The sequence below is a fragment of the uncultured Psychroserpens sp. genome, assembly GCF_947500255.1.
Lineage (GTDB): Bacteria > Bacteroidota > Bacteroidia > Flavobacteriales > Flavobacteriaceae > Psychroserpens.
On sequence record NZ_CANMRL010000007.1, the window covers coordinates 191,402 to 204,760 of the forward strand.

At 33.8% G+C, this 13,359-nt stretch carries 16 protein-coding genes; 5 read left to right on the forward strand and 11 right to left on the reverse strand.

Going from position 1 to position 13,359, the window contains the following annotated elements; genetic code table 11:
* Positions 1-7: 7 nt before the first annotated feature.
* The 5 genes from Q0783_RS17335 (at position 8) to Q0783_RS17355 (ending at position 5,892) form a co-directional block, all read left to right on the forward strand.
* Positions 8-874, forward strand: a complete 867-nt coding sequence (locus Q0783_RS17335) for a nitrilase-related carbon-nitrogen hydrolase (RefSeq protein WP_230935497.1) — start codon at positions 8-10, stop codon at positions 872-874.
* Between the two features lie 2 nt (positions 875-876).
* The gene (locus Q0783_RS17340; protein ID WP_298897249.1) at positions 877-2,199 is read left to right on the forward strand and encodes an FAD-dependent oxidoreductase; all 1,323 of its coding nucleotides are present in this window, start codon (positions 877-879) and stop codon (positions 2,197-2,199) included.
* A gap of 9 nt (positions 2,200-2,208) precedes the next feature.
* Positions 2,209-3,543: an NAD-dependent dihydropyrimidine dehydrogenase subunit PreA gene (preA, locus tag Q0783_RS17345; protein ID WP_298897250.1), complete on the forward strand. Its 1,335-nt coding sequence runs from the start codon at positions 2,209-2,211 to the stop codon at positions 3,541-3,543.
* Positions 3,544-3,620: 77 nt separating this feature from the next.
* The gene (locus Q0783_RS17350; protein WP_298897251.1) at positions 3,621-5,159 is read left to right on the forward strand and encodes a YifB family Mg chelatase-like AAA ATPase; all 1,539 of its coding nucleotides are present in this window, start codon (positions 3,621-3,623) and stop codon (positions 5,157-5,159) included.
* 202 nt (positions 5,160-5,361) lie between these two features.
* Positions 5,362-5,892, forward strand: a complete 531-nt coding sequence (locus Q0783_RS17355; protein WP_298897252.1) for a hypothetical protein — start codon at positions 5,362-5,364, stop codon at positions 5,890-5,892.
* A 404-nt stretch (positions 5,893-6,296) separates the two neighbouring features.
* Here Q0783_RS17355 and Q0783_RS17360 read toward each other — a convergent pair whose 3' ends face one another.
* The 11 genes from Q0783_RS17360 to Q0783_RS17410 all read right to left on the reverse strand — a co-directional run bounded on the left by Q0783_RS17360 (position 6,297) and on the right by Q0783_RS17410 (position 13,354).
* On the reverse strand, positions 6,297-7,271 hold the full coding sequence (locus Q0783_RS17360) for a kelch repeat-containing protein (RefSeq protein WP_298897253.1): 975 nt from the start codon (positions 7,269-7,271) through the stop codon (positions 6,297-6,299).
* Between the two features lie 165 nt (positions 7,272-7,436).
* Positions 7,437-7,928 (reverse strand): VOC family protein, encoded by a 492-nt coding sequence (locus Q0783_RS17365; protein WP_298897254.1) that lies wholly within the window; start codon positions 7,926-7,928, stop codon positions 7,437-7,439.
* Between the two features lie 79 nt (positions 7,929-8,007).
* Positions 8,008-8,823, reverse strand: a complete 816-nt coding sequence (locus Q0783_RS17370; RefSeq protein ID WP_298897256.1) for a helix-turn-helix domain-containing protein — start codon at positions 8,821-8,823, stop codon at positions 8,008-8,010.
* Between the two features lie 192 nt (positions 8,824-9,015).
* Positions 9,016-9,513: a DUF5946 family protein gene (locus Q0783_RS17375; protein ID WP_298897258.1), complete on the reverse strand. Its 498-nt coding sequence runs from the start codon at positions 9,511-9,513 to the stop codon at positions 9,016-9,018.
* 187 nt (positions 9,514-9,700) lie between these two features.
* Entirely contained in the window at positions 9,701-10,495 is a 795-nt protein-coding gene (locus Q0783_RS17380; protein WP_298897259.1) for a cation transporter, read from the reverse strand.
* Positions 10,496-10,627: 132 nt separating this feature from the next.
* Entirely contained in the window at positions 10,628-11,071 is a 444-nt protein-coding gene (locus Q0783_RS17385) for a hypothetical protein (protein WP_298897261.1), read from the reverse strand.
* 28 nt (positions 11,072-11,099) lie between these two features.
* Positions 11,100-11,546 (reverse strand): hypothetical protein, encoded by a 447-nt coding sequence (locus Q0783_RS17390; RefSeq protein ID WP_298897263.1) that lies wholly within the window; start codon positions 11,544-11,546, stop codon positions 11,100-11,102.
* Positions 11,547-11,615: 69 nt separating this feature from the next.
* Entirely contained in the window at positions 11,616-11,852 is a 237-nt protein-coding gene (locus Q0783_RS17395) for a DUF1059 domain-containing protein (RefSeq protein WP_298897264.1), read from the reverse strand.
* Positions 11,853-11,868: 16 nt separating this feature from the next.
* Positions 11,869-12,345 (reverse strand): SRPBCC domain-containing protein, encoded by a 477-nt coding sequence (locus Q0783_RS17400; protein WP_298897266.1) that lies wholly within the window; start codon positions 12,343-12,345, stop codon positions 11,869-11,871.
* Complete coding sequence (locus tag Q0783_RS17405; protein ID WP_298897268.1) at positions 12,314-12,640, reverse strand: metalloregulator ArsR/SmtB family transcription factor; 327 nt, start codon at positions 12,638-12,640, stop codon at positions 12,314-12,316. The genes Q0783_RS17400 and Q0783_RS17405 overlap by 32 nt, the downstream gene beginning before the upstream one ends.
* Positions 12,641-12,892: 252 nt before the next feature.
* Complete coding sequence (locus Q0783_RS17410) at positions 12,893-13,354, reverse strand: hypothetical protein (RefSeq protein WP_298897270.1); 462 nt, start codon at positions 13,352-13,354, stop codon at positions 12,893-12,895.
* Positions 13,355-13,359 lie beyond the last annotated feature (5 nt).

Below are 13,359 nucleotides of genomic sequence, written 5' to 3' on the forward strand. Positions count from 1 at the left end.
AACTATTATGCCAAGAAAAGTAAAATCAGGATTGATACAAATGAGTCTTCCAATGACTGAAGGAGAAGGAACAATTCAAGAAATAATGGATGCTATGTATGATAAACATATTCCTTACATAGAAGAAGCAGGACGACAAGGGGTACAAATTTTATGTTTACAAGAAATTTTTAACACACCATATTTTTGCCCTGGCCAAGACCGAAAATGGTACGAATCTGCCGAGTCTGTCCCAGGTCCAACTACTGAGAAAATGCAAGTTTTAGCAAAAAAACATAATATGGTCATTATTGTTCCGATATATGAAAAAGAGCAGCCTGGTGTTTTGTATAATACTGCAGCAGTAATTGATGCAGATGGAACCTATTTAGGAAAATACAGAAAAAATCATATTCCGCATACAACAGGATTTTGGGAGAAATTTTTCTTTAAACCTGGAAATTTAGGATACCCAGTATTTCAAACCAAGTACGCTAAAGTTGGTGTTTATATCTGTTACGACAGACATTTTCCAGATGGAGCGAGAGCATTAGGGCTAAATGGCGCAGAGATCGTTTATAATCCTTCGGCAACAGTTGCTGGCTTAAGTGAGTATTTATGGAAGCTAGAGCAGCCAGCACATGCCGCAGCTAATGGTTATTTTATGGGTTGTATTAATCGTGTTGGAGAAGAAAAACCTTGGAACCTTGGAAAGTTTTACGGACAATCTTATTTCGTTGATCCTCGTGGACAAATTTTTGCAGAAGCATCTCGTGATGATGATGAGTTGCTTGTTGCCGAGTTTGATTTGGATCTCATTGAAGAAGTACGTTCTACATGGCAATTTTTTAGAGACAGACGCCCAGAAACTTATGGTAGATTAACAGATTTATAGATATGGCAGAATATAAAAGACCAACAACAAAAGCCGAATTCGATAAGAATTTTAAGCAGAAAAAACCGCTAATGAATGATACTGAAGCTTATTATGAAGCTTCTCGATGTCTATTTTGTTACGATGCACCCTGTATTCAGGCTTGTCCGACGCATATTGATATTCCGTTATTTATAAAGCAAATTCATACTGATAATGTGACAGGTGCATCCAAAACAATTTTTGATTCTAATTGGTTAGGAAATGCTTGTGGTGTCGTTTGTCCTACTGGTGTTTTATGTGAAGGTGCCTGTGTATATAACCATCAGGATGTGCCACCAATTCAAATAGGTAGGTTGCAAAATTATGCCACCAATAAAACAATAGATGCTAATAAAACACTATTTAAAGTTGGTGCATCTAATGGAAAGAAAATAGCCGTTATTGGTGCTGGACCTGCAGGACTAGCTTGTGCTTGTGAGGCAAGAACTTTAGGGTATGAGGTTGATTTATTTGAAGCTAAAGACAAGCCTTCTGGATTGACGGTTCATGGTATTGCACCTTATAAAATCACTAATGAAGAAGTATTAAAAGAAGTTGAGTATTTACAAAACCAGTTAGGTTTCAACATTAAATATAATGCTACAATTGACTCAAAAGACGAATTGACAATGCTCGAAACTAATTATGATGCCATATTTATTGGTGTCGGTTTAGGAGCTACTAGACATTTAGGTTTGGAAGGAGAGGATAAGAAAGGTGTTGTTGGCGCAGTTGAATTTATTGAAAAGTTACGTATGAAACATCATAACACTAAGGTTCCAGCTAAAGTTGTGGTTATTGGTGGTGGAAATACAGCTATGGATGCTGCGTCTGAAGCGGCTAGAATGGGAGCGCGTAAAACAGTTTTGGCGTATAGAAATTCGAAAGAAAATATGGGCGCTTATGGTTTTGAATATGATTTAGCTATTAGTGCTGGAGTAGATAGCCTGTTCAATGTGACACCTATTGGAATTGTTGGAAACGGACATGTAGAAGGTGTGAAGTTTGCCAAGACAGAATTGGTTGAAGGCAAATTGCAAACAAATATGAATAACACATTCATTGTTAGATGTGATATGGTTATCAAAGCAACAGGTCAAGCCAAACAAGGTCATTTATATGATTTAATTGATGGCTTAGATGTAGATAAGAAAACAAGAATTAAAATCAATAGTGAATTTCAAACATCCAATGCTAAGTATTTTGCAGGAGGAGATGCCGTAAATGGAGGAGCCGAAGTTGTAAATGCAGCCTATGATGGTAAAATGGCAGCGCAAGGAATTCATAATTGGTTAAATAAATAAGATATAGACATGGTAGATTTATCAATAAATTTTGCAGGTATAAAAGCACCTAACCCTTTTTGGTTGGCCTCAGCGCCACCAACAAATTCTGGATACCAAATTATGAAGGCCTTTGAAGCAGGTTGGGGAGGAGCAGTATGGAAAACATTAGGTGTGCCAGTTGTTAATGTGTCTAGTCGTTACGGTTCTGTAAATTATAGAAATACCAGAATGATGGGTTTCAATAATATTGAGTTAATTACAGATAGACCTTTAGCTGATAATCTCAGGGAAATCGAAGAAGTAAAAAAATATTTTCCAGATCATGCTGTTATCGCATCTTTAATGGTGGAGAGCAGAGCAGAGTGGGAACAAATTATCAAGGATGTTGAAAATGCAGGAGCCGATGGAATAGAACTTAATTTTGGTTGTCCTCATGGTATGTGTGAAAGAGGAATGGGATCTGCTGTTGGTCAAGAGCCAGAAGTGTTAAAAACAATTGTTGGTTGGGTTAAAGAGGCCGCTAAAATCCCTGTAATTACAAAGCTATCACCAAATATATCTCATATCACCGATCCTGGATTAGCTGCGGTTCAAGGTGGAACAGACTCTATTTCGTTAATCAATACAATTAAGAGTATTGTTGGTATTGACTTAGATTCCTATGCACCATATCCAATTGTAGATGGAAAAGGGACAAATGGTGGTTACTGTGGTCCAGCAGTTAAACCGATTGCTATGCACATGCTAAAAGATTTAGCACAGCATCCTGAAATTGGAAAAGTACCATTATCTGGTATTGGTGGCATTGAAACATGGCGTGATGTTGTAGAGTTTATCTTGTTAGGAGCTACATCTGTTCAGGTGTGTACTGCTGTAATGCATTATGGCTTTGGTATTGTACGTGAGATGGAAGCTGGTTTACGTCAGTTTATGGAAGACAAAGGATACAACACCATTTATGACTTTGCAGGTAAAGCATTGCCAAATGTTACAGAGTGGAAACACCTTAATTTAAAGCATAAGGTCATAGCCGAAATTAATGCTGATAAATGTATTGGCTGTGATTTATGTTATATAGCTTGTGATGATGGTGCGCATCAGGCCATTGCATTATCTGATGATCCAGCAAATAGAATTCCGAGTATTATTGAAGAAAACTGCGTAGGATGTAATTTGTGTTCTTTGGTTTGCCCAGTTGAAGACTGTATTACAATGGTCAAAAAGGATGATGGTACCCAACATATAACTTGGGATGAACGCACACTTAATGATGATATTCCTGTAACGTTTGATGATGATAGAGCAGGTGGAAAAGGACACTTTGTTCCTAAACCTACAGATGCGCTCAAAAATAAAAGGTGATCTCACCTATCTGATTAAATAACTTCTATTTATATAATTTATAGAATATTTTCTATATTTAGAAAAATATTCTGTTTATGCTTAAAAAAGTTTTTGGTAGTGCTGTCTTTGGTGTTGAAGCTACCACGATAACTGTAGAAGTTAATGTCGATTCTGGTATTGGCTATCATTTGGTAGGTTTGCCAGATAATGCAATTAAAGAAAGTAATTTTCGTATTGCTGCTGCACTTCAAAATAACGGTTATAAAATTCCAGGGAAGAAGATCATTATTAACATGTCTCCAGCCGACCTACGTAAAGAGGGTTCTGCTTACGATCTTACATTGGCTATTGGTATTCTTGTAGCATCCAAACAAATTAAAGCCAAGTACCTTGATGACTATCTTATTATGGGTGAATTATCTCTCGACGGAAACCTACAACCTATAAAAGGCGCTTTGCCTATAGCAGTTAAAGCTAGGGAAGAGGGTTTTAAAGGATTTATCCTTCCGAAGCAGAATGCTAAAGAAGCAGCAATTGTAGATGGTTTAGATGTTTATGGTGTAGATAATATCAAGCAAGTCATTGACTATTTTGATAAAGAAGAACCTTTGGAACAAACTATTATCAATACTCGAGAAGAATTTTATAAGAATTTAGACTTTCCAGAATTTGATTTTAGCGATGTCAAAGGACAAGAAAGCATAAAGCGTTGTATGGAAATCGCAGCAGCTGGCGGACATAACATCATTTTGATTGGACCACCAGGAGCAGGGAAGACCATGCTCGCCAAACGATTGCCTAGTATTTTGCCGCCAATGACATTACACGAAGCTTTAGAGACGACTAAAATACATTCGGTTGTTGGACGTGTAAAAGCACATACAGGACTCATGTCACAGCGTCCGTTTCGCAGTCCGCATCATACCATTTCCAATGTCGCTCTAGTTGGAGGCGGCAGTTATCCACAACCAGGAGAAATATCGTTGTCTCATAATGGTGTGTTGTTTTTAGATGAGCTACCAGAATTTAAGCGTGAAGTTCTAGAAGTAATGCGACAACCCTTAGAAGATAGAGAAGTCACCATCTCCAGAGCAAAATTCACGGTAACTTATCCATCATCATTTATGCTAGTTGCCAGCATGAACCCGAGTCCGGGAGGTTATTTTAATGATCCCAATGCTCCTGTGACATCATCGCCTGCGGAAATGCAACGATATTTGAGTAAGGTGTCTGGACCATTATTGGATCGTATCGATATACATATAGAGGTGACACCTGTGCCTTTTGATAAATTATCCGATGATAGAAAAGGCGAATCTTCAGTAGAGATAAGAAGGCGTGTGACAGAAGCTAGAGTGGTACAAACCCTACGTTTTGCAAATTCGGAAACAGTGCATTATAATGCACAAATGACTGTCAAGCACATTCGTAAGTATTGCAAACTCGATAAAGCTTCATTAGATCTTTTGAAACATGCTATGGAGCAGTTAAACTTATCTGCGAGAGCTTATGATCGTATTCTAAAAGTATCGCGAACTATTGCCGATTTAGAAGCTTCAGAGGAAATTATGGGAACTCACATTTCCGAAGCCATTCAATACCGAAGTATGGATAGAGAAGGTTGGTTGGGTTAAGTATTGAAATAAATATACGTAGTTCTACGTATATTTTGTATTGAACAAATCATTTTATTTGTCGTACCCGAGTTTATTTCAAAAAATTAATTATTAATCTAAAAAATACAGTGTTCATGATAACTCTATTGATATAGTAGGTGATATTGAATTTAAACTCGAAGAATTAAAAGGCTAACCATATACAAACACGTTATACATAATGTCAGAAAAGAAATGCTTAAATAATTCATCAAAAAGAAAGGAAGTTTTTTGGGTGATCGGAACCATCGTCTTAGCATTAATCGTTAACCTCATTGCTTTTGGAACTCGTGGCTATAAATCTGATTCAGTATTTGATATAAATGTTCACGATACTTATTTTGTAATTCCTAATATCAATTTTATTTTGCTTCTTGCCGTTATTGTGTTTTTTGGAGTTTATCTTTTCAGAACGCTACGTTGGAAATTTAGAAATTTAACGGTAAACATAATTTTAATTACCGTGACAATTATTTTGATTTTATTGGTAAGTAAAATTACTTCAATTTTAGATTCTGAAATGCATAGAGTATCAGGTTGGACAATCTATCCGCCTTTGAGTGTGGAAGGAGTTGAGCCTCCTACTAATAATACTAGTGAAAATGATTTTGGAATATTATCTAGTGTCTTCTTAATAGCACAAATAGTATTACTAATATTTCTAACATACTGTGGGTTTAAAAGTGGTCAGAATTATAAGAGAACTGAATAAAAATAATGACTATATTCAAATGAACATCTTTTTTACTATGTATTGACATTCAGCGAAGGATTTAAGAACATGCCCTTTTTAATTATTGTTTTGAAATCTATAACCTTTTCATGAATATTTAACTAATAAAATTGTTAACTGTTTGCCTCATAGTTTCGGAATTGATTACTTCTTTTTTTTCAATCCGTTCAATAGTATGATACCTTATATTCAATAATTTAACCAATTTACTCATTGTTAATTTGTTCTCAATTCGATGCAATAAAACACGATTTGCTAAGGATCCGCTGTTATCATACCAAAAGTTATTACCCAAAAACTCATTTACTTTTTTTCTGTATTTAACGTGAGGTACATACTTATTCCTCTCATAGTTTTAAATTGTTTTATATAGTCAGTGATTTTTATTTTTTATTGTAGACTTCCCAATAGTTTGAATATGAATTAAATTTCCAAAAATCCATTAGCGGCTTATTAGTTTTATCCCATCCTCCAAATAAAATTAATGATTCATCTTTAAAGCTATACATCAAGGCTGGTTTTCCTGCTCTTTTGGATGGACCTTCATTTGTAATTAAAACCCATTTGTTACCATTCCAACTCAGGGTGTCACCTAAATATTGTTTGTTATATCCTCCAAATAGGATTATCCTTTTAGATTTTGCATCATATGCCATAGCATGGTGGTCTCTAGCCAATAGATCATTTTTATTAATTAGTTTCCAACCTTCTAGTAATTGCCATTCCCAGGTGTCTCCGTAAATAGTTTTATCAGTTCCATTTTTACTGAAACCTCCAAAAAGGACTACTTTTTTTTGTTGTTGATCATAAGCCATTGTATGTTGTAAGCGAGGAGGAGGTAAGTCCTTTGATTTCAATTCCAACCATTTTTCATTCCTGAAAACCCAAGTATCATTTAGTGACTGACCTAAAGCGTTTGATCCGCCGAAAAGAAAAACATCACCATTATCGGTATTAAATACCATTCTATGTGACTGCCTAGGAATTGGGCCGGATTCGTTCAGTTTTTTCCAATTATCACCATTCCATGACCATAAATCGTTCAGAATAGTTCCATTTTCATTTTTGCCACCAAATACTAAAAGACGATTGTTAGCTGAATCATAAATCATCGAATGTCCGCTTCTAGGTTCAGGAGCTACATCTGTTTGTATAGCATTCCAAGTTTTTCCGTCAAATTTCCAAAAGTCGTTTAATCTTTTTTTTTCACTACTGCAATAACCTCCGAAAAGGAAAATTTTACTTTCCTTAGAATGATATGCTGTAACGGGTTGATTTCTTGGACACGGCTTGTTTTCTGTCTGTGAATACACCAGATTTGTTGAAAATGCTAGTGCTATAAAAATTAGTTTCAGCATAAGACTTAATTTAAAAGATTAATTACAACGTGTTGGTGTATGCGCAGTGGCGGATTTTATACGACAACGCTTCGAAATACAATATACTTTAATAAAATGAAAAACGGTTCAAGTATGCACTTAAACCGCTTTTGCTTATGCACATTGTTGTGTATTCGCTCTATTTCAATTTGGTGAATGAAGTCCAATTTTGTTTCCTTCTGAGTCATGGAAAATAGCAAAATATCCACTCTCGTCAGCGTGAGGTGTTTTAGGAATCATTATTTTTCCTCCATGTTCTTCTACCTTATCAAGAATAGTTTGCAAATTATCTCCACCATTCAGGTAAATAGTGACTCCGTTGACAGAAGGTTCGTAACCTTCACCTTTCATAATTACTCCTGTAACCATTTGGTCTTGGTAAGGCAATAAGCCCATTTCCATCTCTGGGAAATCTAACTTTTCAATTTCTACTTCTAAAATTTCCTTGTAAAAGTTGATCGCTCGTGAAATGTCCGTTGCTGGAATCTCAAATATTGAAATGTAATTTTTCATATCTTCTGCTTTTGTTATAGTGTCTTTTGTTGCTGTTTCAGGATTTGTTTTGTTTGGATTTTTGCAGGAAGCAAAACACATTACAGAAACAATTGCAGCTAAAATTATTTTTTTGACTGTCATTGATGCGCTAATTTTAATTCAAATACAAAATTAATGGTAAGCTAAAAGTCAAAATAGTAGAAATGCGACACTATAAAATTTATTTGTAGAAAAGTGCAGACAGAGCCATATGTTCATTTCCTAAAAACTCTTTTGGTGTAATTCCTACAAGGTCTTTAAAGTCTTTTATGAAATGGTTTTGATCGAAATACTCATTCTCATATGCAATATCAGTTAAAGTTTCTGATTTTTTGTTGAGCAACAAATTTAAAGTGGTTTGCAATCGAATAGCCTTACCTAATTGCTTAGGGCTAATTCCAACTTGTTTTCTAAAATACCTTTCAAGTTGTCTTCTCTTTGAAACATTATCTTTCAAAATAGCATTTATGGAAGTTGTCCCATTTGTTTTGAGAAGAGCATCAACTGTAGATTTTACAATGTTGCTAACCGTATCTTTATCATTAAGTTTTTTAAGTAGAAAAGTTTCAATAATTTTAATCCTTTCTTGAGTATCAGTAGCTTGAGTCATTTGCTTCTCTAAATCATTAGCCTCTGTTGGTTCAAAAAGTTTTGAAATAGGCGTTTCCTTGTTAACTAAATTTTCAAGCGATGTTTTTATGAAGTTTATAAATCCGATAGGATAGAAACAGATTGCGAAAGTTTCAACATTACCAACTGGCAAAATGTAGTACGATTTTGTTCTCTGTCCCATTAGCATTGCATTAGGATGAAGGATAAAGTCGTTTTCTGAAGTATATCTTTTAATCTTGTCGCCAAAATTGAAAGTCATTTCTATACAGCCATCAGGTACAATTTTTTGCTTTTGATTTTTTGGGTCAAAAGGTACTTCCAAAGTCCAATAAAATTTGACTATGGATTCTAATTTACTATTTGGTTTATATGTCTGATAGTTCATCTATTTAATCTGTTTCCTTGAGTAACGTATAGCTTTATATGAAGATAAATATACGCGTTTTTGGGTTCTATGTTCCCGTAATCAGGAGCAAAATTTGCTGATTGCAAATTTGTTAGCTGCTGTTGATTATGCTAGATTTCTAAAGCCATTCAATACCGAAGTATGGATCGAGTAGGTTGGTTGGGATAGTCTTTAATTCAATTTTAAAAACTCTTTTGCAATATTATCAACGATACTTTGATGAATACCCCATTTCTCATATACTTCTAATGCCCATTTTTTTATTAAATCCTTGCGTTCTATTTCATTTACGGGTTTGTCAAGAATGTCAGTGGTTGTTATATTTCCTCTTTCAAGAACTTTAGGAGGATTCAAATATTCATCTTGCTTATAAATCTTATATTGATTAAGATACGCACTTAATTTTGGTGATAAACTGTATGTCCATTCAACATCATACTTAAAAATCAAATGCAATCTCGAAAGATGGAAGTGGTTGTTCCACCTTCCGTGTATTTCAGGATGTTGTAAAGTATGTGAGTCAACGATTAGAAATCTGTACATATGATTTTCTGTTTTAGAAAAATCGATGTCTTTAAAACCAAGATTGAATATATCCAAGCATTCATGAATACCTCTTTTCGTATTTGCTCCACAAAATTGACATTTTCCTTGGTCTAGTAAAGTCACTCCATTTTTTTTGGCTAAATCAATATAATCTTGCATTGTTTTTTTAGCTTGTTGCTAAGGGTTTTGCGTATGGCTCGTTTCAGAAAAATCAGTATGATTTTCCACCGTAACCGAAAGATAGCAAATTGCAATGAATTCCGATTATGAAATCAGTCGCAATGAGTTATATACGTTGTTGTGGTTAGTGTTATTTACTTAATTTTAATATTCTAAATGCTCCTTGAATTACCAGTACAAAAACGATTGTTCCGATAATTAAATCAGGTTTGTTTGAACTCATCCAATTTACCAAAAGTCCAGCTATTATTACTCCTAAATTGATAATCACATCGTTTGATGTGAAAATCATACTCGCTTTCATATGAGCCTCTTCTTTACTTTTTGACTTTTGCAAAATATAAAGACAGATTCCATTTGCGATAAGTGCAAAAATTGAAACGATAATCATTGTCGAAAAATTAGGAAGTTTTTCCGCTCCGAAAAACCGCCGCAGAACTTCAACAAACCCAATGACAGCAAGTATTATTTGAAAATATCCAGCAAGTTTCGCAATCCGCTTTTTCTTTATTATCGTTCCACCAACCGCAAATAAGCTAATTCCGTACACAAAACTATCGGCAAGCATATCCAAACTGTCGGCAACTAATCCCATTGATTTAGATATAATTCCTGTCGTCATTTCGATAATAAAAAAGGCAAAATTTATGGTAAGGACAGACCAAAGTAATTTTTTTTGGTTTGTATTTTCTTTGAATTGTGTTTGGTCTGTTTGTTCGGTCGAAATTTTCTTTCCGCCTAAATTCAGTTCGATAATGGACTTTTCGATTTGGTCAATTTCTCCGCTGTGAAAAACGATCAATTTTCGATTCTGAATGTCAAAGTCCAAATTGGCAATACTTGAAATTCCGTCCAATTTCATTCGGATTAAATTTTCCTCCGATGGACAGTCCATTTTGGTAATTTCAAATATTGTTTTATTCATTCAAATGCGTTGGCTAGTTTAAATTTAGCAAAAGAAAACGAACCAGGGGAAAATCCGTAGAATTTTGCTAGCGTCAGTTCGCTGCGTTTGTGTCCGAGTACACACAGAGTTAGCAATGAGTTATATACGTTATTAGCATACGTTTTCTTTAATCAGTATGAATAATCCAGTAATTATAAAAATCGGCAAAATCATAATACTGAAAGTGTATTTGTTGTAATAATTTCTATACTTAATATCTCCCTTGTTTTCAATCCAAATTCCGTCAGACAATTTTCCACGATGGGTTTGATATGGAACTTTTTTAAAAATCTTTTCGAAAAGTATCATAGTTCCTTTTGCTATATTCAAAGTCAGAAAAGGAGTAAAAGTCATAAGAACACAATTAAATCGGCAGAAATAATTCCAATTCAATACTTCCATAATAATTCCGAGTAACCCAATCAGAAAAGAAATTTTGAAATATTTCTTATAACGCTTTTCATCTTTCAAATCTTCAGTAAATACCAAAATTACAAGACTTAAAAACTGATAGATTATAATTATCATATAAAAGTAAACTTCGGAGAGTGTCATTTTTAATGTATACTAACGTGTTCGTTATTTATTTCAATCGTATTAAATTTCCATTGTCAAATCCAGTCGTGATATTTTCTATTTTACTCAAAAAACTATCGTTAAGTTTTAAGTAGTTCGATATCAACTCAACCGAGTAATCTAATACATATTTCCAATCAGAATCGTTCAATTTTAAATCGTTTAAATCCAAATACTTATATTCAGGTTCATAGTCAACTTCGCACGCCCAATTTTCATCTTTCTCATCAAATATTTCGGCTCCAATCAAGTACATCATATAAGAATCAGATGATTGGAATAATCCAAAATTCAATCCCTGAATTTTTTCTGTTGGCAGATTTCCAGATTCAATTAAATTAATCCATTTTGAAAATCGTTCAGATATAGTCAAATCCTTATCCGAAACTGTCAAAAAAGATGTTTTTTCAATATTATTTTTTTCCCCAAATATTTTATCTATCAGTTTTTTCATAATGACACCCTACGTGTTCTTGTATGGTTTACCTTCGGTGATTATTTCCCCTAGTTCGTTTTGTGGTTATTATTTTTCAGGAAGATTGTTAAATTCTCTTATTTTGCTTTCATGAAATTCTTTCATAGCGTTTGGAGATTTCATTAATTCTTTCATTTTATCCATGGCTTCTAAATGAGGTTTGTCGTTTTTCTGAAACATTTCCATACCGTGTTTTTTACTCATTTCTGCTATTTCTTCAAAAGTGTTGGCAGTAAACTCTTTTTCACATGCTCCCCCTAATTGGTTACAAGTCATTGTTTTCATAATTGTATGTTTTTAGTTATTTGTAGTTATTTAAAAATTCATCTAATCTATTCAAAACAGAACCCCAACCATTGTAGAATCCTAATTCTTCTTGTTGCTTGCAGTATTCTTGTGTAGGGTGGACTACACTGAAAGTAAATTTTGTTCTTTCTCCATCTTCTTCAAAATATACTTGTATTATTACATTCTCAGTCATTGGTTTAAAATCTGCAGTAGTAACAATTTTTTTGAGCTTAACAATTTCTGTATAAACCCCCTCTGTTATAAATTCGTTGCCATCAGGCATTATGGAAGAATATTTCCATTTTCCACCAGTTTTAAAGTTGTGTTCGATAACCTTAATGTCGATTCCTTTTGGTGCCCACCATTTCATAATGTGATCAGATTGTGTCCAAGCATCCCAAACCAACTGTAAAGGTGCATTAAAGTTTTTTTCAATTGTTAATGTTCTGTTTTTTAAATCATTCATTTTTTTGTTTTGCTTGAATTTCATTAATATAATTTTCAAAAGAGTCTATTCTATCTTCCCAAAGTTTATTGTATTGTTTTATCCATAGAAAAGCAGGAATCAATTTTTGTGGTTGAATTAAACATATACGTTCTCTTCCTATTTGGTTATAATCTATTATTCCGCACTCATTTAATATTTTTAAATGTTTAGAGATTGCGGGCCTACTAATGTCAAATTGTTCAGCTATTTCGTTTACGCTTAAAGTATCCTTTGCTAGTAATTCGATAATATCTCTTCTAACTGGGTCTGCAATCGCTTGAAAAACATCTCTTCTCATAAATTATGTAACTATTCGGTTACAAATATATGTGTAACTATTTGGTTACGCAAATTTTTTTTGCAAAAAATAATTCAGGTATTAAATTCGAAAGTTTAATTGGTAATTGCTGCCAACGTGTTCGTGTATGGTTCAGTTGCGTTGGCTAGGACTAAGTTAGTAAACAAAAACGAACCAGAGGAAAATCTGTAGGATTTTGCTAGCGCTAGTTCGCTGCACTCGTGTCCGAGTATGCACAGAACAAGTGATTAATTATACACGTTGTTGTAGGTTGTTATTATTTTCTATCATAGTCTTTGCAATCACCATTGATTTTTTTGTGTTAGCTTCGAGTCTATTTCTTAAAATATTGCCTAAGATTAAAAACCAAAACTTGTTTTTAAAAACCAGTGAATTTACTTGCGACCACTTTGTTTCATTGTTTTCTGTTTCATATTTCCAAGATCCACCACCACCTTTAATAATAAAGGATTTAACATCTATAAGTTTCAATGTTGTTTTATTCGCTTTATCACAGATTTTATATTTCAGTTTGGCTTTAATTCCACCAATTGTTTTTATCGAAATCAGTTTAAAAGGTTTTTTTTGTAGAACATGACATTCCAAAATCGACTCGTCCCAAGCTTTTCTGTTATCAAAGTTTTGGGTGAAACCCCAGACATTTTCTTTAGTGGATTTAATGTTGATGGTATTTTTAACTGTGATTGTACTCATTATTA

Coding starts and splice junctions, on each gene's coding strand:
- Q0783_RS17410 (WP_298897270.1), bottom strand. CDS start 13,354: ATGAGTACAATCACAGTTAAAAATACCATCAACATTAAATCCACTAAA.
- Q0783_RS17335 (WP_230935497.1), top strand. CDS start 8: ATGCCAAGAAAAGTAAAATCAGGATTGATACAAATGAGTCTTCCAATG.
- Q0783_RS17355 (WP_298897252.1), top strand. CDS start 5,362: ATGTCAGAAAAGAAATGCTTAAATAATTCATCAAAAAGAAAGGAAGTT.
- Q0783_RS17395 (WP_298897264.1), bottom strand. CDS start 11,852: ATGAAAACAATGACTTGTAACCAATTAGGGGGAGCATGTGAAAAAGAG.
- preA (WP_298897250.1), top strand. CDS start 2,209: ATGGTAGATTTATCAATAAATTTTGCAGGTATAAAAGCACCTAACCCT.
- Q0783_RS17340 (WP_298897249.1), top strand. CDS start 877: ATGGCAGAATATAAAAGACCAACAACAAAAGCCGAATTCGATAAGAAT.
- Q0783_RS17370 (WP_298897256.1), bottom strand. CDS start 8,823: ATGAACTATCAGACATATAAACCAAATAGTAAATTAGAATCCATAGTC.
- Q0783_RS17360 (WP_298897253.1), bottom strand. CDS start 7,271: ATGCTGAAACTAATTTTTATAGCACTAGCATTTTCAACAAATCTGGTG.
- Q0783_RS17385 (WP_298897261.1), bottom strand. CDS start 11,071: ATGACACTCTCCGAAGTTTACTTTTATATGATAATTATAATCTATCAG.
- Q0783_RS17350 (WP_298897251.1), top strand. CDS start 3,621: ATGCTTAAAAAAGTTTTTGGTAGTGCTGTCTTTGGTGTTGAAGCTACC.
- Q0783_RS17400 (WP_298897266.1), bottom strand. CDS start 12,345: ATGAAATTCAAGCAAAACAAAAAAATGAATGATTTAAAAAACAGAACA.
- Q0783_RS17365 (WP_298897254.1), bottom strand. CDS start 7,928: ATGACAGTCAAAAAAATAATTTTAGCTGCAATTGTTTCTGTAATGTGT.
- Q0783_RS17405 (WP_298897268.1), bottom strand. CDS start 12,640: ATGAGAAGAGATGTTTTTCAAGCGATTGCAGACCCAGTTAGAAGAGAT.
- Q0783_RS17380 (WP_298897259.1), bottom strand. CDS start 10,495: ATGAATAAAACAATATTTGAAATTACCAAAATGGACTGTCCATCGGAG.
- Q0783_RS17390 (WP_298897263.1), bottom strand. CDS start 11,546: ATGAAAAAACTGATAGATAAAATATTTGGGGAAAAAAATAATATTGAA.